The organism is Microbacterium sp. SGAir0570 (genome assembly GCF_005491085.2).
Taxonomy (GTDB): Bacteria; Actinomycetota; Actinomycetes; order Actinomycetales; family Microbacteriaceae; genus Microbacterium; species Microbacterium arborescens.
Window position 1 is genome coordinate 1,503,062 of the sequence record NZ_CP027929.1, and the last position, 23,488, is coordinate 1,526,549.

22 protein-coding genes, 1 tRNA gene and 1 other RNA gene are annotated in these 23,488 nt (G+C 69.0%); 11 read left to right on the plus strand and 13 right to left on the minus strand.

Translation table 11 applies throughout. The annotated features are described in order from the left end of the window. Positions 1–39 precede the first annotated feature (39 nt). Positions 40–1,212, plus strand: a complete 1,173-nt coding sequence (locus tag C1N74_RS07120; protein ID WP_181405590.1) for a GAF domain-containing SpoIIE family protein phosphatase — start codon at positions 40–42, stop codon at positions 1,210–1,212. Positions 1,213–1,232: 20 nt separating this feature from the next. Here C1N74_RS07120 and opgC read toward each other — a convergent pair whose 3' ends face one another. The 6 genes from opgC to C1N74_RS07150 all read right to left on the minus strand — a co-directional run bounded on the left by opgC (position 1,233) and on the right by C1N74_RS07150 (position 8,754). Further along, positions 1,233–3,734: an OpgC domain-containing protein gene (gene opgC, locus C1N74_RS07125; protein ID WP_258318023.1), complete on the minus strand. Its 2,502-nt coding sequence runs from the start codon at positions 3,732–3,734 to the stop codon at positions 1,233–1,235. Next, positions 3,719–4,138 carry an ATP-binding protein gene (locus C1N74_RS07130; protein WP_023951113.1) on the minus strand — a complete coding sequence of 140 codons (420 nt, stop codon included), beginning with the start codon at positions 4,136–4,138 and terminating at the stop codon, positions 3,719–3,721. The genes opgC and C1N74_RS07130 overlap by 16 nt, the downstream gene beginning before the upstream one ends. Next, on the minus strand, positions 4,131–4,472 hold the full coding sequence (locus C1N74_RS07135; protein ID WP_023951112.1) for an STAS domain-containing protein: 342 nt from the start codon (positions 4,470–4,472) through the stop codon (positions 4,131–4,133). The genes C1N74_RS07130 and C1N74_RS07135 overlap by 8 nt, the downstream gene beginning before the upstream one ends. Beyond that, on the minus strand, positions 4,469–6,475 hold the full coding sequence (locus C1N74_RS07140) for a glycosyltransferase family 2 protein (protein ID WP_114598716.1): 2,007 nt from the start codon (positions 6,473–6,475) through the stop codon (positions 4,469–4,471). The genes C1N74_RS07135 and C1N74_RS07140 overlap by 4 nt, the downstream gene beginning before the upstream one ends. Before the next feature lie 91 nt (positions 6,476–6,566). Next, the gene (locus tag C1N74_RS07145; RefSeq protein ID WP_137750985.1) at positions 6,567–7,421 is read right to left on the minus strand and encodes an endo alpha-1,4 polygalactosaminidase; all 855 of its coding nucleotides are present in this window, start codon (positions 7,419–7,421) and stop codon (positions 6,567–6,569) included. Position 7,422: 1 nt separating this feature from the next. Then, complete coding sequence (locus C1N74_RS07150; RefSeq protein ID WP_242435629.1) at positions 7,423–8,754, minus strand: MFS transporter; 1,332 nt, start codon at positions 8,752–8,754, stop codon at positions 7,423–7,425. 25 nt (positions 8,755–8,779) lie between these two features. Here C1N74_RS07150 and prfB point away from each other — a divergent pair, with 25 nt between their 5' ends. The 4 genes from prfB (at position 8,780) to smpB (ending at position 12,427) form a co-directional block, all read left to right on the plus strand. Next, on the plus strand, positions 8,780–9,892 hold the full coding sequence (gene prfB, locus C1N74_RS07155) for a peptide chain release factor 2 (protein WP_023951108.1): 1,113 nt from the start codon (positions 8,780–8,782) through the stop codon (positions 9,890–9,892). 81 nt (positions 9,893–9,973) lie between these two features. Further along, positions 9,974–10,954 carry a cell division ATP-binding protein FtsE gene (gene ftsE, locus C1N74_RS07160; RefSeq protein ID WP_023951105.1) on the plus strand — a complete coding sequence of 327 codons (981 nt, stop codon included), beginning with the start codon at positions 9,974–9,976 and terminating at the stop codon, positions 10,952–10,954. Continuing rightward, positions 10,951–11,865 carry a permease-like cell division protein FtsX gene (ftsX, locus tag C1N74_RS07165; protein WP_023951103.1) on the plus strand — a complete coding sequence of 305 codons (915 nt, stop codon included), beginning with the start codon at positions 10,951–10,953 and terminating at the stop codon, positions 11,863–11,865. The genes ftsE and ftsX overlap by 4 nt, the downstream gene beginning before the upstream one ends. A gap of 85 nt (positions 11,866–11,950) precedes the next feature. Then, positions 11,951–12,427, plus strand: a complete 477-nt coding sequence (gene smpB, locus C1N74_RS07170; protein ID WP_023951101.1) for an SsrA-binding protein SmpB — start codon at positions 11,951–11,953, stop codon at positions 12,425–12,427. Between the two features lie 52 nt (positions 12,428–12,479). Here smpB and C1N74_RS07175 read toward each other — a convergent pair whose 3' ends face one another. Next, positions 12,480–13,142, minus strand: coding sequence for an SIMPL domain-containing protein (locus tag C1N74_RS07175; protein ID WP_137750262.1), 663 nt, complete (start codon positions 13,140–13,142; stop codon positions 12,480–12,482). A gap of 132 nt (positions 13,143–13,274) precedes the next feature. Here C1N74_RS07175 and ssrA point away from each other — a divergent pair. Further along, positions 13,275–13,644: a transfer-messenger RNA gene (ssrA, locus tag C1N74_RS07180) on the plus strand. A gap of 333 nt (positions 13,645–13,977) precedes the next feature. Here the strand turns inward: ssrA and C1N74_RS16390 are convergent. The 4 genes from C1N74_RS16390 to C1N74_RS07195 all read right to left on the minus strand — a co-directional run bounded on the left by C1N74_RS16390 (position 13,978) and on the right by C1N74_RS07195 (position 15,998). After that, positions 13,978–14,136 carry a hypothetical protein gene (locus C1N74_RS16390; protein ID WP_023951097.1) on the minus strand — a complete coding sequence of 53 codons (159 nt, stop codon included), beginning with the start codon at positions 14,134–14,136 and terminating at the stop codon, positions 13,978–13,980. A gap of 76 nt (positions 14,137–14,212) precedes the next feature. Continuing rightward, positions 14,213–14,605: a DUF4440 domain-containing protein gene (locus C1N74_RS07185; protein WP_023951094.1), complete on the minus strand. Its 393-nt coding sequence runs from the start codon at positions 14,603–14,605 to the stop codon at positions 14,213–14,215. Further along, positions 14,605–15,165 (minus strand): hypothetical protein, encoded by a 561-nt coding sequence (locus C1N74_RS07190; protein WP_137750263.1) that lies wholly within the window; start codon positions 15,163–15,165, stop codon positions 14,605–14,607. Before C1N74_RS07190 ends, C1N74_RS07185 begins: the two co-directional genes overlap by 1 nt. Further along, a complete protein-coding gene (locus tag C1N74_RS07195) occupies positions 15,162–15,998 on the minus strand; it encodes an inositol monophosphatase family protein (RefSeq protein ID WP_023951090.1) in 837 nt (278 codons plus the stop codon). The genes C1N74_RS07190 and C1N74_RS07195 overlap by 4 nt, the downstream gene beginning before the upstream one ends. Positions 15,999–16,092: 94 nt before the next feature. Here C1N74_RS07195 and C1N74_RS07200 point away from each other — a divergent pair. Beyond that, positions 16,093–16,168: transfer RNA gene (locus tag C1N74_RS07200), tRNA-Lys, on the plus strand. Between the two features lie 71 nt (positions 16,169–16,239). Here the strand turns inward: C1N74_RS07200 and C1N74_RS07205 are convergent. Continuing rightward, positions 16,240–17,787: an HNH endonuclease signature motif containing protein gene (locus tag C1N74_RS07205; RefSeq protein WP_137750264.1), complete on the minus strand. Its 1,548-nt coding sequence runs from the start codon at positions 17,785–17,787 to the stop codon at positions 16,240–16,242. A 126-nt stretch (positions 17,788–17,913) separates the two neighbouring features. On the opposite strand from C1N74_RS07205, the gene C1N74_RS07210 reads away from it, so the two are divergent. Next, positions 17,914–19,098: an acetyl-CoA C-acyltransferase gene (locus C1N74_RS07210; RefSeq protein WP_137750265.1), complete on the plus strand. Its 1,185-nt coding sequence runs from the start codon at positions 17,914–17,916 to the stop codon at positions 19,096–19,098. Between the two features lie 23 nt (positions 19,099–19,121). On the opposite strand, the gene C1N74_RS07215 is transcribed toward C1N74_RS07210, so the two are convergent. Continuing rightward, positions 19,122–19,379 (minus strand): hypothetical protein, encoded by a 258-nt coding sequence (locus C1N74_RS07215; protein ID WP_023951084.1) that lies wholly within the window; start codon positions 19,377–19,379, stop codon positions 19,122–19,124. A gap of 81 nt (positions 19,380–19,460) precedes the next feature. Here C1N74_RS07215 and C1N74_RS07220 point away from each other — a divergent pair, with 81 nt between their 5' ends. From C1N74_RS07220 to ilvD, 3 genes are read left to right on the plus strand one after another with little or no spacing between them, the layout of a single operon-like run. Continuing rightward, the gene (locus C1N74_RS07220; protein ID WP_023951082.1) at positions 19,461–20,942 is read left to right on the plus strand and encodes a trehalose-6-phosphate synthase; all 1,482 of its coding nucleotides are present in this window, start codon (positions 19,461–19,463) and stop codon (positions 20,940–20,942) included. Further along, entirely contained in the window at positions 20,939–21,730 is a 792-nt protein-coding gene (gene otsB, locus C1N74_RS07225) for a trehalose-phosphatase (protein WP_137750266.1), read from the plus strand. The genes C1N74_RS07220 and otsB overlap by 4 nt, the downstream gene beginning before the upstream one ends. Before the next feature lie 29 nt (positions 21,731–21,759). Beyond that, positions 21,760–23,466: a dihydroxy-acid dehydratase gene (gene ilvD / locus C1N74_RS07230; RefSeq protein WP_023951078.1), complete on the plus strand. Its 1,707-nt coding sequence runs from the start codon at positions 21,760–21,762 to the stop codon at positions 23,464–23,466. The last annotated feature ends 22 nt before the right edge of the window (positions 23,467–23,488 follow it).

The following is a 23,488-nucleotide window of genomic DNA, read 5'->3' on the forward strand; positions in this document are numbered from 1 at the left end:
GGTCGGATGACCGGCTATGCGTGGAGGGGGAGCCCGCTCATGACCCAGCAACTCGATGTCAACGACGACGCGGTGACGCGCCTCGGTCTGATGGACACCGCCCCGGAGGAGCGCTTCGACCGCATCACGCGGCTCGCTCGCGAGATGTTCGATGTCGACTACGCCGTCGTGAACGTCGTGAACTCCGAGACCGTGTTCACGAAGTCGCAGCCTGCGGAGTCCGACTTCCGGCACACCCCGATCGAGGACTCGTTCTGCGGCGAGGCCGTCAAGCAGCCCGCCGTGCTCGAGGTGCGCGACGGCCGCGCCGACCCGCGGTTCGCCGACCGCGCGATCGTCGCCGAGCACGGCATCCGCTTCTACGCGGGCTTCCCGATCCACACCGACGCGGGAGAGACGGTCGGCACACTCTGCCTGCTCGACACCGCGCCCCGTGATCTCAGCGACGCCGACCGCGACGCGTTCGAGCGCTTCGGCCTGTGGGCGCAGGCCGAGATGCGCATGGGCGATCCCGGTGCGTCCGGAGCCGTGCCCGTGCCCGCCGCGTCCAGCGCCCCGGCCAAGCGCGACGACCGTCTCGCAGCTGGAGAGGTCCGGCTCGCAGCCCTGGCGATCCCGTACGGGCAGGTCAGCGGCGACCGGAGCAGCTGGCAGCAGGTCGGAGACCGCATCATCGTCACCCTCGCCGACGTCATGGGCAAGGGCGAGGAGGCCGGCGGATTCGCGGAGGAGCTGATCGGCGCGCTCCAGCAGCGCGCTCACCTCGACCCTGTCGAGGCGATGCTCTCGGTCGAGGACTACGCCCGGCACGACAAGCGCTATCGCGAGACCTTCGCCACCCTGTTCCACGCGGTCATCGAGACCCGGAGCGGCCGGGTGGCCTACGTCGATGCGGGGCATGGGCTCACGTTGCTTCTCCGTGCCGACGGCATGAGCGAGCGCCTGAGTTCACGCAACCTTCCGCTCGGCCTGCGCCCATCCGACGCCGAGTGGGAGGCCGGCGAGACGGTGGTCGGTCACGGCGACCTCATCATCTCGGTCTCGGACGGTGCCCTCGATGCCTACGACTCCACGCTCGACAGCCTGCGTCTCATCGGTGAAGACCTCCGCCGCGCCGCCGAACCCGACGCCTTCTTCGACGAGCTGTCCATTCGCGTCTCCGAGCACGTCGTCGACGATGACGTGACGGCCGTGGTCGTCTCGGTGCGCTGACCACGGCCGTCCGGACGTCGTCAGCGGGGGATCACCGAGAACAGGAACCGTTTCCGCACCATCAGATAGATCACCGCGATGACCGCGGTATGGATCAGCGTTCCCTGCCAGAAGCTCTGCCGATCGAGCCCGGGGATGTTCGCCACGGCGAGCACGAAGAACACGTGCACGATGAAGACGTACAGGCTCGCCTGCCCCAGCGGGATCCAGAGCCACCCCATGACCGCGTTGATCGGCTTCCAGGCCACCGTGAGCACGGCGTAGCTGCAGGTGATCACGAGAACGAGGTCGAGCAGACGCCCCCAGTGCAGATCGATCCGCGGGTAGCCCGAGTCGTACAGCATCCCGTAGAGGCCGGCAGGGAAAGGGGCCGGCTCGAACCCGAAGCTGTCGCCCGCCCAGAGATAGACCAGGAACCCGGCATAGCCGACGACGAAGAGCCCGACGAGGATCTTCCCCGGTGTCGAGGTGAGCGCCCCGATGATCTGGCGCCGGTAGTACCCGATCACGAGTCCGTGTGTGAAGAGCACCTGCCAGGCCAGCAGCGGGAAGACCGCGTTGAACTGCGACGGCAGGGGTGACAGCTCCGGCATCGTGATGTGGAGAGCGTAGAGACCCCAGCTGCCCGCCAGCACGAGCCACCATAGGCGCCGGCGGATGAGCCACATGAGCCCGGGATAGGCCAGGCTCAGCACGACGAACAGCCCCATGATGTTGAAGGGCCACGGTCCCATCTCGAGCAGCAGCAGCTGTCTCACCGCGTACCAGGGCGGCGGGTAGTCGAGCAGGCGGTCGGCGTTCGGGTAGAGGTCGTACACGCGGCCGGTCGTCGCTTGACCGTCCTCGCCGGTGCCGCGGTCGGTGAACGTCATGATCGCCGAGGCGTCGATGAATGGCACGAAGCTGACGATGAAGATCAGCAGGATGACGGCGAGAGCGACCAGGTACTGCTTCCGTGCTCGCGCCCACGCAGCGAGAGCTGCGCCCCATTCCCCGCTGCGTTTCACTGCGGCGGGGAAGACCATGCCGAGGACGACGCCGCTCAGCAGGACGAAGAGCTCGGCGCCCGTGATGGCGCCGATGATGTTCAGCGAAGCGAACGAGTAGGGGCTCAGCACCTCGATGTGGGTGACGACGACCACGATGATGACGAAGCCCCGCATCATGTCGATGCGCAGGTCGCGAGTCGCGGAATCATCGGGATAGCGCCACGACGGCAGCATCCGGCCCACGATCCCCGATACGAGGAATGCGATGGCGAGCACGGCGGCCGCGCCGGTGATCCAGTTCATCTCGTCGTTGCCCTCGCGCACCTGCACAGTGCTGGCCGAGGCCTGCTCGGGGGTGATCACGTCAGTGATCGGACTCCACTGCACCTGCCCGGATGCCGCGAGGTCGGCGCGGAACGCGCTCGCGAGCTCACCCGAGGCGGTCAGGCGCCAGTCGACCTCCTGCGCGCCGGCCTCGGCCTCTTCGCGCACCGCCTCGAGCCAGGTGACCGCGGTGATCCGCGGATGATCGGGCAGCTCGGCGAGCACCTGGCGCCACCAGCCCTGCTTGACGGCGAGCTCGGTGTCTCCGGCGAGTGAGAAGTCGTAGAGCGCGCCGGTGTCGAGCAGAAGGTCCCGGCTCTCGCCCGACGCGAACCTGTCGTAGAAGGCCTCCGCCTGCGGCACGGTGTAGCCCCACTGCTCGTCCAGGCGCGCGGCCACCTCACCCTCATCGGGAGCGCTGTTCGACACGAGCGGCACGTCGCGACCCGCGGCAGCACCCGACTCGCCCTTGCCGAAGTAGAACATCGTCAGACCCACCCGGTCGACGGCATCCGCGTCGGGGAAGTAGGGGCCGTACGGGTCGTCGGCCTCGGTCAGCAGACCGTCCGCGTCGGTGTCGAGCGCCCGAAGGTCACCGGGGGAGAGATCGTCGAGGCGACCGTCCGCGCGCTCGAACGGGTAGCCCGCGCCGTAGGAGGGGGCCCAGACCATCTCGGCGCCCGAACCGCCGTCGTGGACGACGTCGGCCACGGCCTCGAAGGCGCGCACGAACTCACGCGGCTGCTGCCCCCACGAGGTCCACGAACCGTTCATCTCCGGGGCGAAGCGCACGAGGTGGTGCGTGTCGTAGTCGCCCTGCATCTTCTCGAGCATCGCGTTGAACGCCGCGGCATCGTCGCGCGTCAGGTCCGCGAGGGGAACGCGCGGCTCCATGCTCAGGACGAGGACGGCGCCCTGGGCAGCGGCCGCCGTGGCTGCGCGGGACCAGTCCTGCCGGGCCCTGTCATCGAGCGGATACGACAGGCGGATGGCGTAGGTCGCGGGCGTCTCGCCGAGCCGGTCGGCGTATCCGTCCGGACCGTCGGAGCCCCAATCGAGCTCCGGGCCGAACCAGAGCCCGTCCTGCGTGACGGGCGCGGGCACGGAGGTGTCGGCGACGGCCGCGGGCGCCGCGAGGAGAGCGCCGGCGGCGGCGAGGATCAGGGCGGCGAGCGTCCGCCTCAGGTGCCGCGTCACTCGCGGCGGCACTCGAGACTCCACACGTTGCGCCCGTTCTCGTAGCGGTAGTCGACGGAGTCGACGCTCGCGAGCGCGAGAGCGAGCCCGCGGCCATCCTCGGAGTCGGCGTCGGCCATCGTCACCGCGCTGAGGTCGAGTTCGGCGGGCTGCGCGTCATCCTGGAAGGTCGCCGTCAGCGCCTCGGGGGTGGCGCGCAGGTCGAGCGTGAAATGCCGCCCCTCGGCACCGTGCGCGGCGACGGAATGCTCGACGATGTTGCCCGCGATCTCGATGACGGCGATCTCGAAGGCGAAACGCGTGCGCGGGTCGACGTCGCCCGCCTCCTCCCACCAGGATGCGAGCAGATCGTGGACCGCCTCCACACTCTCGAGAGAGACATCGGCGACGAGCGACCGGTGCGCGACCTCAGCCATCGAGGGCGTCCTGCACGGTGGCGCGCGGCCGGAGCACGCGGTCGAGGTTCGTCAGGCCGAGCACCATGGTGACCTGTTCGCTCGGCGCGGCGAGTCGGAGATCGCCACCACCTTGCCGAGCGGTCTTGAGGCAGGCCACGAGGGCGCCGAGGCCCGATGAGTCGATGAAGGCGACGTCCGACAGATCCACGATCACGGGCGATTCGCCCGCCGCGGCGATCTCCTCGCTCACCCGCTCGCGGAAGGGGCGGGCCGAGACCATCGTGAGTCGACCGTGGGGGCGGACGACTCGACCGTTCTCGCGTACGTCGATATCGAGGTCCAGCATGGTCATGTCTCCTTCAGTTCCAGATGTGCCGGTGGCCGGTAGAGCACGGCGCGGATGATGATGCTGAAGACCATCAGGTCGTACAGCACCCAGACGATGTTGATGAGCGGCGCGATGCCCTGGGCCTGCCCGACGGCATAGCGGATGGCGACGGCGACGAGCGACAGGACGAGCGCTGCCATCGCGATCAGCTGCGGCTTCACGAGATCCCACCGTGGGCTGTCCTCGGTGGCGCGCGTCTTCGGGGTGACCGCGAACCCGAGGGCACGACCGCGGTAGACGTTCGCGAATGCCGTGGTCACGGAGCGGATCCAGACGGGGAAGAGAGCGAGCGAGTACTGCGCGCCGCGCCAGGTGGGGCGTCCGTTGGCGACGACGAGGAAGAGCAGCTGATTGAGGAGGAAGAAGGGGATGAATCGCGCGAAGAAGTCGACGCTCCAAGCCTGAACCGGCATGACGCCGAACGTCAGGTAGAGCACCGGCGCGGCGATGTAGACGATGCCGGCGAAGCCCGCCAGGTAGCTCCACATCGTGCCGAAGTACATGATCCGCTGTCCCCAGCTGAGGCTGCGTTGCACGAGAGGGTTCTCGCGGAACATCACCTGCATGGTGCCCTGCGCCCACCGCAGCCGCTGCGTCAGCATCGTCGGCAGGTCTTCGGGCGCGAGTCCCTCGGCGAGCACCTCGTCGTGATACACCGACTTCCAGCCGAGGCCGTGCAGCCGCATCGAGGTCGCCATGTCCTCCGTGACCGAGATGGTCGCGAGAGGCATGATCGCCTGGGCCTCTTCATCCCGTCCGACATCGAACGCCGAGACGAGCATGCTGATCGACTCGAGCGCGGCCAACGGCGACAGGCTCCGGTCGCCCAAAGCATCGAGGGTGACCTCGTCGATGACGGCGAGGGCCTCGGTGTCCGCGGTCAGCTCGGCGAGGGCGCGCAGCTCTTCGCGGACGTCGGACATGTCCTGGTCGGCGAGCTCGCGGCGGACGCGGTCGATCCGACTCTGGAAGGCGTAGGTGACATCGGCCAGTGCGTCACCACGCGCGATCTCCACCTTGACGTCGTCGAGCGCTGCGGCGACGGTGTCGAGGGCGGCCGCGATGCGCGGGTCGGCGCCGTGGTCCCGGCGCGCGCGGGCGAGCACGCGACGGGAGGAGCGGACGCCGCGGTTGACGGCGAGCGTGACTTCGTCGACGTACCGCGAGACGCCGAGCTGCATCAGGGCCTCGCGGCGCAGGATCGCATTCGAGCCGCAGAAGAACGCCGCGTTCCACCCGTCCTTCGACTGCTGGATCGGGCCGTAGAAGAGCGGAGCCTGGCTGCCGAGCGGATCGCTCGGCGGAACGTTGACGAACCACTGCGGCGTCTGGACGAGAGCGACCTTGTCGTCCATGAACCAGCCGAGCGTACGGTCGAGGATCTTCGGCGAGGGCACCTGATCGGCGTCGAGGATGAGCAGGAACTCGCCCTCGGTGACCATGAGGGCGTTGTTGATGTTTCCGGCCTTCGCATGGCGTGGGCGGTCGCGCCATGCCTGCGACCGGGTGACGACGCCGATGCCCTCGGCCTCCGCGAGACGGCGGAGCTCGGGCCGGTCGCCGTCGTCGAGGATCCAGGTCTCGTGCGGGTAGTCGATCGCCTGGGCCGCACGCGCCGTGCGCATGACGAGGTCGAGCGGTTCGTTGTAGGTGGTGACGAGGACGTCGACCGTGACGTCGCGCGTCAGGGGCGGCGCATCGTGGCGCTCGCGCAGCCGCCAGGCGCCGACGGCGAAGATGAGCGAGTCGATGAGGCTGTATGTCTCGGCGAGGACGAGGGGCAGGGCGATCCACCACGCCTCCCAATTCACGGAGGCGAGCCAGCGCCAGACGATGTAGTTCACGCCGGAGATCGCGGCGAGCAGCACGACGAGCCGGATCAGCGCGAGGCGCCTCGCCGTCCGCTTCGACTGGCGCGCCACCTCGCGCCGTGTGCCCTCGCGGCCCAGCGTCGTCTCGAAGACCATCGATCTCCCTCGGTCGAGAGCAACGCTGTCAGCACCTTGTCGCGGCGTGAAACGGGTTGCGCCATGAACGACGTTCAGACCAAGATTCGCCTCAGCAATGCGTCGCTACCTGCTCAGGATAACCTCGCACGGTCAGGTCCCTGTCGCGCAGCACGACGGAAGACGGGGTCTCCGGATCGGCGCACATCTCGTCCCAGGTGCGCGGAAGATTGTCGGTGTACTCGATGTCGACGACGGCCTCGCCATAGACCTCGGTGTAGCGGGAGCACTCGAGGTAGGCGGCGCATTCCTCGACGACGGCGAAGTCGAAGCCCGCCTCGTCGCGGAGCTGCCGAGCGAACTCCGCCGCATTCTTCTGACCTGCGGCGAGACCCGCGTCGTGGGCTACGTCGACGTAGGCGGCGGCGAGCGCCAGATTGCCGTCGATGTCGAGCATGCCCTCGGAGCGCGTGAAGGAATCGAGGTTGTCGAACTCGACCGCGTCGAACCCGGACTCGGCGCAGCCACGGATCCAGGGGGAGACCAGGGCGAGGATGCGCTCGCGTTTGTCGGCCGTCGATGAATCGATCAGCACCTCGTCGGGCCAGTCCGGATCGATGAGGGGCTCGCCGTCGACTGTCACGAGCAGATCGTCATCCCACAGGTCGCGTTCTGCCGGCTGCGTCTGGAACCCGTTCACGTAGCAGATCGAGTAACGGTCCGGTGCGGGCTCCGCTGTGCGGTCGCGGCCGACGATCTCCACGTCCTCGCCGGGCGGGTACTCTCCGCCCAGCTGGTAGTCCGGCTTTCCGCCGACCGGCGGCAGTATGACGTCGACGGCGTGCGCGGACTCGGCGACCGCCCCCTTCGCATCCCCGTGCCCGGGGATGCCGACGGCGCAGCCGGACAGGACGCCGGCGACCAGGATGGCCGAGCCGGCGGCCGCGAATCGGCGCACGACGAGCATGCTACGCGGGGTCGTCACGGTCGTCGGGGCCGCCGTCCGGGCCCTCGGGATCACGGTTGATCCGGGTGCGCGGGACGAAACGGGGGACCCACCGGATGAACCCCAGAGCGCCGACGAGACCGAACGCCCCCATGACGGCGGCGGCGGCCGGCAACGAGGCGACGGCGGTGATCCCGGAGACCAGCAGCGGGGCGGCGGCACCGCCCGCATCCGTGAGCGTGCGCCAGGAACCGAGGAACGGCGCCGGGTTCGCCGTCGGCGCCACATCCGCGCCGAGCGTGAGGAGGATGCCGCTCGAAAGTCCGTTCCCGACCCCCAGCACGGCGGCGAAGAGGGCGAACCAGAGCTCGGGCTGCGCGCTGGCCGCGGTGAGCGCGAGGGCGATGAGGCCCGCACTCATGAGGAGCATCGCGGGGAGGGCCGCCCACAGGCGACCGAAGCGGTCCATGACCTGGCCGCTGGCGTAGAACAGCGCGAAGTCGATCGCACCCGAGACGCCGACGACCAGTGCGATCGTCGAGCCGTCCAGCCCGATCGCCACGCCCCACAAGGGGAGCAGGACCTGACGCGTGGACCGCAGCGCCGACAGCGACGCCGCCGCGACACCGAGGCGCGCCAGCACGTCGCGGTTGCGCCAGGCGGTGCGGACGACGCCGGTGCCGGGGGCGCGGCGCGTCCGGACAGGCGCCGTCGTGATCGCTTCGCCCTCGACGGTCCGTGCGATGGCGGGCGGCGGTCCCAGCCGCTTCTCGGGTTCGGGTCCGAAGGCGACCAGAGCGATCATCGCGACGAGGCACACCCCGAAGAACCAGATCGTGGCGTGCTCGTCGCCGAACGCCCACAGGAGCGCAGCGGCGATGAAAGGCCCGACGAACATGCCGAGGCGGAAGCTGCCGCCGAGCAGCGACAGCGCCCGAGCGCGGAAGGTGAGGGGCACCCGAGTGGTCATGAACGCGTGACGGGCGACGCCGAAGGCCGCCGCGCAGATGCCGATGACGAAGACGGATGCCGCGAACACCCCCAGCACGGGAGCGAAGGCCATCGCAGCGACACCGACGAGCGCGAGCAGCCCCGCGATGATCATGGTCGCCCGCTCGCCGATGCGGGCCACGGCCCACCCAGCGGGCAGATTGCCGCACAGCTGGCCCACCACGAGTGCGGCGGCGACGAGTGCCGAGGTGGCGACGTCAGCGCCCAGTTCGGCGGCGATGACCGGGATGAGGGGGATGACGGCGCCTTCACCGAGCCCGAACAGGGTCGTCGGTCCGTAGATCATCGGGGCGAGGCGCCAGAGAACGCGGCGGATCGGTTCGTTCTCGTCGCTGGCTCCCATTGCTTCCACGATACTCTGGAGTGCCATGCTCGAATTCGATATCTCCGCCGACATCCAGGCCCTGCGCTCCACGTTCGCCGACATCCAGGCGGTGGTCGACGTCGAGGCTCTTCGGGCCGAGATCGCCCGCCTCTCCGAGGAGGCCGGCGCGCCGGATCTCTGGGATGACGTCGAGAAGGCGCAGAAGGTCACCAGCGCGCTCAGTCACCGCCAGGCCGAACTCAAGCGCGTCACCGAGGTCGAGCGCCGACTCGACGACCTTGACGTGCTCGTGGAGCTCGCGATCGAGATGGACGACGAGGAGTCGGCCGAAGAAGCGCGCAAGGAGCTCAAGCAGCTCGAAGAGGTCATCGGTCAACTCGAGGTGCAGACGCTCCTCGACGGCGAATACGACGACCGCGCGGCCGTCGTGACGATCCGCTCGGGCGCGGGTGGCGACGACGCCACCGATTTCGCCGACATGCTGCTGCGCATGTACCTGCGCTGGGCCGAGCGCCACAAGTACCCCGTGAAGGTCATGGACACGTCGTACGCCGAGGGCGCGGGGATCAAGTCGGCCACGTTCGAGGTCGACGCCCCCTACGCATACGGCACGCTGTCGGTCGAGGCCGGAACGCACCGCCTCGCGCGCATCAGCCCCTTCGGGTCGGCTGACAAGCGCCAGACGAGCTTCGCCGCTGTCGAGGTGATCCCGGTGATGGAGGAGGCCGTCGAGGTCGACGTCCCCGAGAACGACATCCGCGTCGACGTCTTCCGATCGTCGGGCCCCGGCGGGCAGTCGGTCAACACCACCGACTCGGCCGTGCGCATCACGCACATCCCCACCGGCATCGTCGTTTCGATGCAGAACGAGAAGTCGCAGATCCAGAACCGTGCCGCGGCCATGCGCGTCCTGCAGACCCGACTCATGCTCCTGCAGCGCGAGGAAGAGGCTGCGAAGAAGAAGGAGCTGGCGGGCACCATCACCGCGAGCTGGGGCGATCAGATGCGCTCCTACTTCCTCTACGGCCAGCAGCTCGTGAAGGATCTGCGCACCGGCCACGAGGTCGGCAACCCCTCGACCGTCTTCGACGGCGATCTCGACGGGTTCATCGCTGCGGGCATCCGGTGGCGCAAGCGCAAGGACGACGACGCCTGATCGAGTGCTGAGGCGCGGATGCCGCGGCGCGCGGGTGTCGCGGCGTGGTTGCGCGGGGGAGCCGCTTAGGCTCATCGAGTCATGATCCGGTTCGAACACGTCAGCAAGCGGTATCGCGGCACCTCGAAGCCCGCGCTCAGCGACGTCGACTTCGAGATCCAGCGCGGCGAGTTCGTCTTCCTCGTCGGCGCTTCCGGATCGGGCAAGTCGTCGTGCCTGCGGATGATCCTGCGCGAGGATGTCGCTTCCGAGGGGCGTGTCGTCGTGCTCGGCCGCGACCTCCGCGGTCTCTCGACGCGCAAGGTCCCCTACTTCCGTCGCCACATCGGCGCCGTCTTCCAGGACTTCCGGCTGTTGCCGAACAAGACCGTCTTCCAGAACGTCGCGTTCACCCTGCAGGTCATCGGGTCGTCGCGCGCCTTCATCTCCCAGGCGGTCCCCGAGGCGCTCGCGCTCGTCGGCCTCGCGGGCAAGGAGAAGCGACTCCCGCACGAGCTGTCGGGCGGTGAGCAGCAGCGCGTCGCCATCGCGCGCGCGATCGTCAACCGTCCGCAGGTGCTGCTGGCCGACGAGCCGACGGGAAACCTCGACCCGGCGACATCCGTCGACATCATGCAGTTGCTCGCGCGGATCAACGCCAACGGCACGACGGTCGTGATGGCCACCCACGAGGCCGGGTTCGTCGACCAGATGCAGCGCCGCGTGATCGAGCTGAGCGGTGGCGTGATGGTCCGTGACGAGGTCGGCGGCGGTTACGGCGACACGTCGGCTCTCCCGAGCCTGGCCCCCGAACCGGTCCGCGGCGCCGCCGCCGTCGCCGCGCTCACGGCGGTCCTCGAACTGCAACGCGAGATCGCCGAGACGCCGCCGACCGCGCACGTTCCCGTTCCCGACGAGCCCGAGGCGCCCGCCGAGCCGCCGCCACCGGTGGGGGAGACGCGGGCCATCCCCATCGTCGCCCCCGACATCGACCTGGCCGGCCTCGGGCTGCCCGACGTCGCCAAGAAGCTCGGGCTCGGCGATCGCGATGACCGCAGCGACGAAGTGGGGCCCACGTCATGAGAGTCGGCCTGATCCTCGGCGAGGCCCTGACCGGTCTGCGCCGCAACGCGTCGATGGTCATCTCCGTCGTGCTCGTCACCTTCGTCTCGCTCACGTTCGTGGGCGCGGCGATGCTCATGCAGATGCAGATCAGCAAGACGAAGGACTATTGGTCCGAGCGGGCGCAGGTCGCGGTCTACATGTGCCGCGAGGACGCCACGGTGCAGAACTGCGCCGATGGCGCCGCGACCGACGAGCAGATCGCCGCCGTCGCCGAGCGTTTGGAATCGCCCGCGCTGCAGAGCGTCGTGCGTGACGTCCGCTTCGAGACGAGTCAGGAGGCGTACGACAACGTCCTCTCCCTCATGGGACAGGATTACGCCGAGTTCGTCAGCCCAGAGCAGCTGAACAACACCTACTGGGTCAATCTCGCCGACCCGTCGCAGAGCGATGTCATCAGCGAGGCGTTCAAGGACTTCGACGGGGTCGAGGAGGTCGCGAACCAGCTGCAGTACCTCGACCCGTTGTTCTCGGCGCTCACCGTTGCCACATACATCGCGGTGGGCATCGCCGGCTTGATGCTGATCGCCGCAGTGCTCCTCATCGCGACGACCATTCGGCTGTCAGCATACGCGCGTCGGAGAGAGCTCGGCATCATGCGCCTCGTCGGAGCCTCCAACCGTTTCATCCAGACACCGTTCATCCTCGAGGGCGTGTTCGCGGCGCTCATCGGATCGGCGCTCGCGAGCGTCGCGATCATCGCGATGGTTCAGGTCGGCGTCGGCGACTATCTGTCGTCGCAGATCGATTTCGTCACGAGCTGGGTGAACCTGGGGGACGTCGCGTTGGTCGTGCCCGCGGTCATCGTGATCGGTGTCGTGCTGGCGGCCGTCTCGGCCGGATTCGCCATCCGGCGGTGGTTGCGCGCCTGACATCAGGTCGCGGTCGGGTCGAGCACCCGGCCGGCGTGCCCTTAGACTGTAGGGCTGCGCCAGTGCACCAGGAAGGAGGCGCGTCATGCCGAAGGAACAGGGCGAGAAGCTCGTCGCGAGCAACAAGCGCGCCCGTCACGACTACGCCATCGAGAAGACGTACGAGGCCGGTCTCGTGCTGACCGGCACCGAAGTGAAGTCGCTGCGGCAGGGCCGGGCCAACCTCACCGACGGCTACGCCTACATCGACAACGGTCAGGCCTACCTGGACGCCGTGCACATCCCCGAGTACTCGCAGGGCCACTGGACGAACCACGCGGCGAAGCGGACGCGCAAGCTCCTGCTGCACAAGGAGGAGATCGTCAAGCTCTCCCATGCTGTCAGCGCGGGGGGCTACACGCTCGTGCCGCTGCGACTGTACTTCTCGGACGGCCGCGCGAAGGTCGAGATCGCCGTCGCGAAGGGAAAGCGCGAGTTCGAGAAGCGCCAGACCATCCGCGAACGCGAGGACAAGCGCGAGGCCGAGCGCGCCATGCGCACCCGTAACCGCCTCGGGGAGTGACGGCATCCGCGATGGCCCGCGGCTGACCGCCGTGCGGTTCGGCCTGGCCTCGTCATCGAGCCCGGAAACGGGCCTCCACCGCGGCCGTCACGACGATCTCCGCCGGGCGGAGCTCGACGCCTCCGGGTGACGCATCGGCCGACATCGTGGCGGCGCGCGCGAACATCGGGGCTGCGGGCGGGGTGTCGGCGCCGCTGAGCAGGCCGACGTCGGCGATCTCGACGGGCTCGACGGCTCCGTGCCCGAGCGCGGTCGCATAGGCGGATGCCCGCGCCACAGCGACGCCGACTGCCGAGGTGGCGACCTCGCGTTCGATCGTCGCTCGCGTGGCGGGGGAGAGCTGCCATTCGACGTTCGAGACGCGCATCCCCGCGTCGTCCGAGAGCAGCGCTACCCATTCGGCCAACGCCACGAAGTCATCGAAGGTGGCCAGGAGGTCGATCGTGGCGTGGTGCACCGGCGCGAGCTGGTTCCCTGCGGGGGTCCACGGCCGGTCCGACCAGGTCGACACCGACCCGCTCGACCAGTTCGAGACCACCCCGGCCCGAGTGAGCTCTTCGAGGCGGGTGCGCAGCGGTGCGATCGTCGCGGTGGCCCGGGCGACGACGGCGGTTCGCTCGGGACCATCGGCGGAGGCGGCGGCCGAGACGATCGCGACCTCGGGCGAGACGCGCCGCTCGGCCTCGCCGCGGACGGAGATGAGGATGTCTGCCATGGTCTGACTCTAGGCGCGGTGGTCGGGAATGGCGCAGGATACCGATCGGTTGTAGTCTGTAGTGCTCGGGTGCTGCGGCATCCGGTTTGGTAACTCCACAGTGTGACAGCGGCCCTTCGTCCGAAGGCTCATGGGGATGATCGGTTTCGACATCGCCTGTGTGTCGGCGAGAAGCGGGCCGAGGATGCAGGGTTATCTCGTTAACGATCTCTGCAAACCAATAAGTGCCGAATCCAAGCGCACTGACTTCGCCCTCGCTGCATAAGCGAGCCCGATAGTCCGTCAGACCGTGTGTGATCCCGCCACGGACCCTGGCGTCATCTAGGGATCTTGCTGCGTGACGGCGTCCGGACGTCACGCGGGACTCTTCCCGGACTGGGCCCGTCGACTTATGTGTCTGTACTGAAAGTCGGGGCCGAGCAGAACGCCTCTACAGACTGCGCCCGGAGAAGACGCCGTATCTCAGCGATGGACGGGGGTTCGATTCCCCCCATCTCCACCACTGCCGCTGTCACAGCACGAAGCCCCCGCATCCCTGACCTCAGGAGATCCGGGGGCTTCGGCGTTCCCGGGCTGAGGTTGCCCCGTCCTGACCCGAATCAGGCGGGGCACGCGCACCGCGTACCCCCCAAATGCACCCGGCGCACGTGTCTCCTTTCGGAGCAGCGCGAGGGTCGGATTGCTGCGACTCCGATTCGCCATCGCCATCCGCATGGCCGGGTGCCGGCTTTCCAGCTTCTGGAGTCCATGCCCAGAGGGGCGGAGCTCAGCGGAAGGAAGGTACGGCGAAGGCCCCCGCCCTCAGCTGGGGCGGGGGCCTTCGCCGTTCGGGTGATCAGGTCTTGTTGCGAATCGAGCGCATGAGCCAGGCGATGACCGCGATGAGGATGAGCGCGATGCCAACGAACAGCAGGAACTTCACCGCTTCGACGAAGATTCCCGTGAACAGCAACGCGATGCCGATGATGATGAGGATGATCGCAAGTGCAGGCATGTCTCGATTGTGACGCGCACCGGGCTTCGGCGCAGGTCCTTGACCTCGCGCCGCGCAGACTCTATGGAGACGACGCCTACGGACGTGCGTCGGCCGATGACTGTTCGGTGCCTTGATGGAAGCGCAGCGCCAGGGTGTCGCCCGACGTGGCCCAGACGGACGAATGCCGGCTGATCCGCGTGCCGGCGATGAGACGATACGTGACGAGCACCGTGTCGACGTCGAGGCGCTGGATGACCCACTCGTCCGTCTGCGGAGTGTCTCGGGTCGCTTCCTCGACGAGTTCGACGAGGAGATCGGAGCGCGTCCATAGGCGACCGGATCGACCGATCTCGGTGAAGTCCGGGTGGATGAGCTGTCGCAGGCGTCGCGCGTCCTGGCGGACGGCACTCGTGAGCAGGTCGCGCTCGGCGTCGCGGATACGGCCGGCCAGGTCGTCGGCTACGCCGACGGCTTCGAGCTCGTTCATCAACGTCGCTCGATGACGACGAGGCCCTGCTTCACGTCGGCGACCTGAGCATAGCCGTCACCGAAGAAGTAGGTGACGCCGTAACCGTCGGCGTCGATGTTGAGCGCGAAGGACGGGTCTTCGGTCAGGTAGACCCCGCCGTCGCCCTCTTCGCGAATCCACCCCTGAGACTCGAGGGTACGCTCGGCATCCGTCGTCTCGGCGGCGGTGAGCGGCGCCCATCCGAACTGGAGGATGTTGCCGCCGGGCTCGGCAGCGTTGGTCCAGGTGCACGAGACGCCCGCGTCGATCTGCATCTCGCCGATCATGAACGGCCCCTGCTGATACTCCCAGCCCTGCGACTGCAGTTCTTCGAGGCTCGCCTCTCGGATGATGTTCTCGCAGGTCGGATCGGGCAGGGCGGGCTCGGAAGCGGTCGCCTCGGGCGTCGCGACGGGCGACGATGGTACGGCTTCGGGCGGAGCGGTCTCGGCGGGTTCGGGGGCGGAGCACCCGGCGAGCAGCATCAGGATCATCGCCGAGCCGGTCGCAAGGGCCAGGGGTGTGTGCTGCCGGGTCATGCGTCGCCGTCCTTGCGAGAGAGCAGTTCGAGGAAGGTGTCGTGGAGGACGCCGTTAGTGGCGAGAGATGAGCGGGTCGACAGGGTTTCGGCCCCGTCGATGTCGGTGAAGCGTCCGCCCGCCTCGCTCACGATCGGGACGTGCGCGGCCAGGTCGTATTCCTTCACGCCGAACTCCGCTACGAACTCCAGTCGCCCTTCCGCCAGGAGCATGTACGGCCACGCGTCACCGTAGCCGCGGTCACGCCAGACGCGCCGCGACAGAGCGAGCAGCTGCTCGCCGCGACCGACCTCGTCCCACTGATGGATGCTCTGGAAGCTGATGCTCGACTGCGCGAGGTCGTCGATCGGCGACACCGCGATGCGCCGGGGGGTCGTGTCGCCCGGGACGTTCGTCCATGCGCCGTGTCCGGTCGCGGCCCACCACCGGCGGCCGATCGCCGGCTGGCTGACGACACCGACCCGCGGCACGCCGTCCACAGCCAGCGCGATCAGGGTCGCCCACATCGGGATGCCCTTGAGGTAGTTCGCGGTGCCGTCGATGGGGTCGATGATCCACTGGCGACGCGCGTCTCCGGTGGCGCCGTACTCCTCACCCAGCACGCTGTCGTCGGGTCGCTCCGCGCCCAGGAGCTCGCGGATCGCGCGTTCTGTGGCGAGGTCGGCCTCGGTCACGTGCGACGCATCCGCCTTCAGCTGCACGTCGAGGTCGGCCGCGTCGAACCTGGCCATGCTCACCGCGTCGGCGGCATCGGCCAGGCGGAGCGCGAGAGCCAGGTCGTCGGCCAGGGCGCCTGCGAACGGCGCTGTCGGATCCGGTGTGGTGGGGGTCACGGCTCCAGGATACGACGCGCCGGAGCCCTCGATTGGCGCGATGACGCGAAGTGGGGTAACGTTTCTCCTCGGTTCGCTTCACTGCGAACAGCCTGCACCTCTAGCTCAATCGGCAGAGCAACTGACTCTTAATCAGTGGGTTCTGGGTTCGAGTCCCAGGGGGTGCACCAGCACGAAGACCCCGCAACTCTCGCCAGTTGCGGGGCCTTCGTGTGTTGCCGTCAGGATGCGATCGAGCGCCTCAGAACGGCGGGGCGCCGCTGACGGCCCGCACGGCAGTGACGGCCCGCACGGCAGTGCCCAACTCGGTCGGCGTCGCGTTCACGAAGGAATGCGGTCTGTCACCGCCGGGTGGCGGAGCGATCGCGAATGCCACCAGTGGTGGTGGTGCGTCTTCCCGGTAGACCCGTCCGGTGGGGGAGGTCCAGACGAGCCGCCCGCCCGGGAGCTGTCGGACTCGCCAGCGGGTGTGGTGTTTGACGTCGTGGTGTCGTTTGCAGAGGTTGGCGAGGTTGCACACGTGCGTCGCTCCGCCGTCGGAGGCGGCGATGGTGTGGTCCAACTCGCAGCGGATGGCGGGTTGCCGGCATCCGGGGAATCGGCAGTGCCGGTCGCGGGCCCGCAGCAGTCGCACCATGGCGGCGGTGGGTCGGTAGGTGTCGCACTCCAGCACGGTCCCGGTGACCGGGTGGGTGAGGAGCCGGTCCCACGAGGTGGCGTTCCCGGCGAGTTCGCGTGCAGTGTTCGCGTCGATGGGGGAGCGGCCAGCGAGATCGGCCGGCCCGTCGTCTTGCCCCATGAGGGTGAGCGCGGAGACCGCGACCTGAACGTGCGCCCGGATCGCTCCGAGGGTTCCGTCGCCGTCACCGATGCCGGTGGGATCGAGGCCGGGCGTCCCGGCGAGGAGGAGGTCACTGAGCACGTCGGCGCGGACCTGATCGATGCTTCGCGCATCGTCGACGAACGACGACCCGTCGCGAATCGTCGCATCGGCACCGGGACCGCCACCGTTAGCGTCGGCTCGCGCGCCACGCGCGTCGGCTCGAGCGCCAGCGCCACCGGACGCCGCGTCGGCGCCAGCGCCAGCGCCAGCGCCAGTGCCACCGGACGCCGCGTCAGCCTGCGCCCGCGCGTTGATGATCTCCCGCGCCTGCCGGGTCAGCCGGTCCACGATCCCGTCGGCGATCACCGTCGGCAGGGTCACGATCAGGTCCGTCATCCCGCCCGCGCCTGCCTGCACCCGGACGCACCGCCCCGCCGCGGCCTCCTCGTGCCGCTCCGTGAAACTCCGCGGGTGCATCCGCTCAGCCAGCATCCGCAACGCGTCCCGCACCCGGTTCGGGGTCTCGCCCTCGCACCGCTCGACCGCAAGCCGTTCGAACTCCGCCCGCTCCTCCGCAGGCACCAGGCATCCCGTCTCCTGAATCACCCGCACGTGCCCGCGGACGATTCGTCCGGCCTCCCACGCCGCCATCGTCACCGGGTAGTTGTCCACCAGGTCCCGCGCCTCGTCGATGCGCCGCTGCAGCGTCCGGTCCGTCGCGACGAACACCCCGGCGAGTTCTGCTGCGATTCCGCGCAACGCCATCTCACGCGCCTTGACGCGTTCCGCCGCTCCAGCGGCCTGCTTCTCCGCGAGAACTCCAGCCGCCGCGAGCACCCGAACCTCACGAATCTGCACCGCCCGCGCGGCATCCGAAACGCCCTCGGCATCCGCGACGAGCGCAGCTAGCGCGGCGACGTCGCCGTCGCTGCCCATCCCGCCACCGAGCCCGTCGTTCGAATGCATGTTCGAATCGTGTCACACACCTCCGACATCGCCCCGGAGCCATCCACAGCGGGTACGCCGCTCGCGGTCACCCCGAGCGCGTGCGGCGTCGCCCGTTGATGTCGGGTCCGCTCTTAGGCTGGGAGCATGACCCCGCCCGAGATCGTCATCGTCGCAGCCTCTCGCACCCCGCAGGGGCGCTTACAGGGGAGTCTTTCGTCTCTTCCGGCGCCCGAGCTCGGTGGGGCGGCCATCGCCGCGGCGCTCGCGGCCTCGGGCGTTCCCGCGGATGCCGTCGACGCGGTCATCATGGGGCAGGTGCTCCCCGCCGGAAACGGGCAGAACCCGGCTCGTCAGGCGGCGCTGTCGGGCGGGATCGGGTGGGATGTCCCGGCCTCCAGCGTCAACAAGGTCTGCTTGTCCGGCCTCACCGCGATCATCGACGCGTCGCGCATGATCGCGCTGGGTGACGCCGAGGTGGTCGTCGCGGGCGGCATGGAGTCGATGAGCCGAGCGCCACACCTCCTTCCCGGCTCTCGCTCGGGATGGTCGTACGGATCGATCGAGGTGCTCGACCACGCCGCGTTCGACGGTCTGACCGATGCGTACGATCGCGAGAGCATGGGCGCCTCGACCGAGCGTCTGAACCCGCGCTTCGACGTCACCCGCCAGGAGCAGGACGCCGTCGCCGCGCGCTCGCACCAGCGTGCCGCGGCTGCCCGCGACGCGGGCCGCTTCGCGGCTGAGATCGCGCCGGTGACCGTTCCGCAGCGACGAGGCGAGCCTGTCGTCGTCGACACCGACGAGGGTATCCGCGCCGACACGACCGTCGACACTCTCGCCGGCCTGCGCCCCGCCTTCGCGAAGGACGGCTCGATCACGGCGGGCAACGCCTCGCAGATCTCCGACGGCGCAGCCGCGGTGCTCCTCACCACCCGCGAGCGCGCGGAGCGCGAGGGATGGCCGGTACTGGCCGTGCTCGGTGCCAGCGGTCAGGTGGCTGGACCCGACAACTCACTCCACGAGCAGCCGGCCGCCGCGATCGAGCGCGCACTGGTGAAGCAGGGAATGACGGCATCCGACCTCGACCTCATCGAGATCAACGAGGCGTTCGGTGCCGTCGTGGCAGCCTCGGAGCGCCGCCTGGGCATCTCGCCCGACATCGTCAACATCGACGGCGGGGGAATCGCTCTCGGCCACCCCATCGGCGCATCCGGGGCGCGGCTCGTCGTGCATCTGGCCCATGAGCTCGCGCGCCGCGGCTCGGGCACGGCCGCAGCAGGCCTGTGCGGGGGCGGCGGTCAGGGCGAGGCCCTCATTCTGACCCGCTGACCCGGTACGGCGACGGGTCGCGGTCAGCGGCGGTTGCGCTTGACCCGCTCGGCGAAGAGCTTGTCGCGGTCGACGTTGGAGTCGTCCGCGACGAGACGTCCGCGCGCCCCGCGGTAGCTGTCGACCACGGCGCCGATCGCGAGCGCCATCGTGATGCCCCAGCTGAGCCAGGCGAGGGCGGTGCGCCACGTGAACGGCTCGTCGCTGCGGGCCGAGCGGAGCAGCGTGACGCCGCCGGTGATCGCGGAGAAGAGGCCGGTGCCGAAGAGGTACTTGCGCATACCACAAACGTAGCTGGCCCTGAGGGTCGCCGGGCGCGCGGGTAGGCTGGGATCACCGCCGATCGCAGCCTGGAGGCATGCATGAGCACCGCTGATTTCGTCGTCGTCGCCAACCGGCTTCCGGTTGACCGGAACACGGATGGTGGTGGGGACGGGGAATGGCGCCGTTCGCCCGGAGGGCTCGTCACGGCCCTCGAGCCCGTCATGCGCCGCACCGAGGGGGCCTGGGTCGGCTGGCCCGGCAAGCCCGATCTCGAGTTCGAACCGTTCGACTTCGACGGTATGCACCTCGTGCCCGTCGCTCTCAGCGCCGCTGACGTCGAGGACTACTACGAGGGCTTCTCCAACGACACGATCTGGCCGCTGTACCACGACGTCATCGCCGCGCCGCGGTACCGACGCAACTGGTGGGAGGCCTACCAGCGTGTGAACCGTCGCTTCGCCGAAGCGGCGGCGGCTGTCGCGGCGGACGGCGGCACCGTGTGGGTGCAGGACTACCAGCTTCAGCTGGTTCCGAAGATGCTCCGCGACATGCGGCCCGATCTGACGATCGGCTACTTTCACCACATCCCGTTCCCGGCGTACGGACTGTACTCGCAGCTTCCGTGGCGCAAGCAGGTTCTGGAGGGGCTGCTCGGCGCCGACGTGATCGGTTTCCAGCGGATCGCCGATGCCGGCAACTTCGCCCGCGCCGTGCGGCGCCAGCTGCGGTACGAGACGAAGGCGAGCGGCATCCGCGTCCCGGCGGAGGGCGGCGGACACCGTACGGCTCTCGCGAAGGCCTTCCCGATCTCGATCTCGACCGACGATTACATCGAGCTCGCGCAGCGCCCCGACATCCAGGCGCGAGCCGCGGAGATCCGCGAAGACCTCGGCAACCCCAAGACGGTGCTGCTCGGGGTCGACCGGCTCGACTACACCAAGGGCATCCGGCACCGGCTGAAGGCGTTCGGCGAGCTGATCGAAGACGGGCGCGTCTCGGTCGAGGATGCGACGCTCGTGCAGGTCGCCAGCCCGAGCCGCGAGCGCGTCGAGTCGTATGTGCAGCTGCGGGACGAGATCGAGCTGACGGTCGCGCGTATCAACGGCGATCACGACACATGGGGTCACAGCGCGATCCGCTACATGCACCAAGCCTTCCCGCGCGAAGAGATGGTCGCTCTCTACCTCGCTGCCGACATCATGCTCGTCACCGCGCTCCGCGACGGCATGAACCTGGTCGCGAAAGAGTATGTCGCGAGTCGCATCGACAACCGGGGCGTGCTCGTGCTGAGCGAGTTCGCCGGGGCCGCCGATGAGCTCGCGAGCGCCGTTCGTATCAACCCGCACGACATCGACGGGATGAAGGATGCCATTGTGCGGGCGATCGAGATGCCCGCGGCCGAGCAGGGAAGGCGCATGCGCGCTCTGCGCAAACGCGTGCGCGAACACGACGTCGAGGACTGGTCGCGAGCATTCCTCGATGCGCTCGCGTCAGCGGCTCGCTCCAACAGCCCGGCCCATTCCGCTGCCGGCGCACGCGCGATCTCGACCGCGGCCACCGAGGCGGAGCACCGCGCATGAGCGCTGTGGCGTACACGACGCCCGACGGCATCGCAGAAGCCGTCGAACGCGCCGCGAGCGCGCGGCATCTCCTCGTCGCCCTCGATTTCGACGGCACTCTCGCCCCGCTGGTCGACGAGCCCATGTCGGCCCGGATGCTGCCCGCGGCACGCGAAGCGCTCACGCGGCTCGCGCAGGCACCCGAGACGACCGTCGCTCTCGTATCGGGCCGAACGCTCGAGCATCTGGCGGAGATCTCCGAGCGCGAACCCGATTCGCGGATCCATCTCGCCGGTTCGCACGGTGCCGAGTTCTGGCATCCGGGTGCCCGGGCCGATTCCGAATCCGATGACGACGCCGCCCTCCGCGACGACCTGACGGCGCGGGCGGAGCAGACGGTCGAGGGCATCGCGGGCGCGTGGATCGAGCACAAGCGATTCGGATTCGGCCTCCACACGCGCCTCGCCGATCGAACGAGCGCGGCCGACGCCGCGGCGCGTATCGACGAACTCGTCCGCGCGGAAGCCCCGACGTGGCGACGCCGTACCGGCCAGGACATCCTCGAGTTCGCATCGCGGCACGAGGGCAAGGACTCGGCAGTGCGCAGCCTCCGCGAGCGGGTCGGTGCCGACGTCGTCGTGTTCGCGGGCGACGATGTGACCGATGAGGACGCGCTGCGATCGCTCGGCGCCGCTGACGTCGGCATCCGGGTCGGCGGGGGAGAGAGCGTCGCCGCGTATCGGGTGCCGGATGCCGCCGCGCTCGCGGAGATGCTCGGCCGGCTCGCCGAGGCGCGCGCCGGAGAATGAGCCTCGGCCCGCGGGCATAGAATTCGAGAATGCCCGACAGCTCCGAGACCATCGACATCAAGCCCCGCAGTCGTGCCGTCACCGACGGCATCGAAGCCACGACCTCCCGAGGCATGCTGCGTGCCGTCGGTATGGGCGATGAGGACTGGGACAAGCCCCAGATCGGCATCGCCTCGAGCTGGAACGAGATCACGCCCTGCAACCTGAGCCTCGACCGCCTCGCGCAGGGCGCCAAGGAGGGTGTGCACTCCGGCGGCGGCTACCCGCTGCAGTTCGGCACCATCTCCGTCTCGGACGGCATCTCGATGGGCCACGAGGGCATGCACTTCTCACTCGTCTCGCGCGAGGTCATCGCCGACTCCGTCGAGGCCGTCATCATGGCCGAACGGCTCGACGGCACCGTCCTTCTCGCCGGCTGCGACAAGTCGATCCCGGGCATGATGATGGCCAGCGCCCGCCTCGGCCTCTCGAGCGTCTTCCTGTACGCCGGATCGACGATGCCCGGATGGGTCAAGCTCAGCGACGGCACGGAGAAGGACGTCACGATCATCGACTCGTTCGAGGGCGTCGGTGCCTGTCGCGCAGGCAAGATGAGCGAGGCCGACCTCAAGCGCATCGAATGCGCCATCGTTCCCGGCGAGGGCGCGTGCGGCGGAATGTACACCGCCAACACGATGGCCTCCGTCGGCGAGGCCCTGGGTCTGAGCCTGCCGGGCTCCGCCGCGCCGCCGTCGGCCGACCGTCGCCGCGACTACTACGCCCACCGCTCGGGCGAGGCCGTCGTCAACCTGCTGCGCCAGGGCATCACGACGAAGGACATCCTGACGAAGGAGGCCTTCGAGAACGCGATCGCGCTTGTCATGGCCCTCGGCGGCTCGACGAACGCCGTCCTCCACCTCCTCGCGATCGCCCGCGAGGCGGAGGTCGACCTCAGCCTGCACGACTTCAACCGCATCGGGGACAAGACGCCCCACGTCGCGGACATGAAGCCCTTCGGCCAGTACGTCATGAACGACGTCGACCGTCACGGCGGCATCCCGGTCGTCATGAAGGCGATGCTCGACGAGGGCCTGCTGCACGGCGACGCTCTGACGGTGACCGGCAAGACGCTCGCCGAGAACCTGCGCGAGCTCGACCCGGAGCCCATCGACGGCAAGGTCATCCACACGTTCGACAACCCGATCCACGCCAGCGGCGGGATCACGATCCTGCACGGTTCGCTCGCCCCCGAGGGCGCCGTCGTCAAGACCGCCGGATTCGACGCGGCCGTGTTCGAGGGACCTGCGCGCGTCTTCGAGCGCGAGCGGGCTGCGATGGATGCCGTCGCGAACGGCGAGATCGAGCCGGGCTCGGTCATCGTCATCCGCTACGAGGGCCCGAAGGGCGGACCCGGCATGCGCGAGATGCTCGCCATCACGGCCGCCATCAAGGGCGCCGGCCTCGGCAAAGATGTACTACTCTTGACGGACGGACGATTCTCAGGCGGCACAACCGGCCTGTGCATCGGCCACATAGCACCCGAAGCGGTGGACGCAGGTCCCATCGCATTCGTGCGCGATGGTGATCTGATACGGGTCGATATCGCGGCTCGCTCCCTCGACCTACTCGTCGACGAGGCTGAGCTGAACGCTCGCCGTGACGGCTGGGCTCCTCTTCCCCCGCGCTATACCCGTGGCGTTCTTGCCAAGTACTCCAAGCTCGTGCGCTCCGCCGCGGAGGGCGCGACTACCGGCTGACTTCGGCTCCGACATCGTCTCC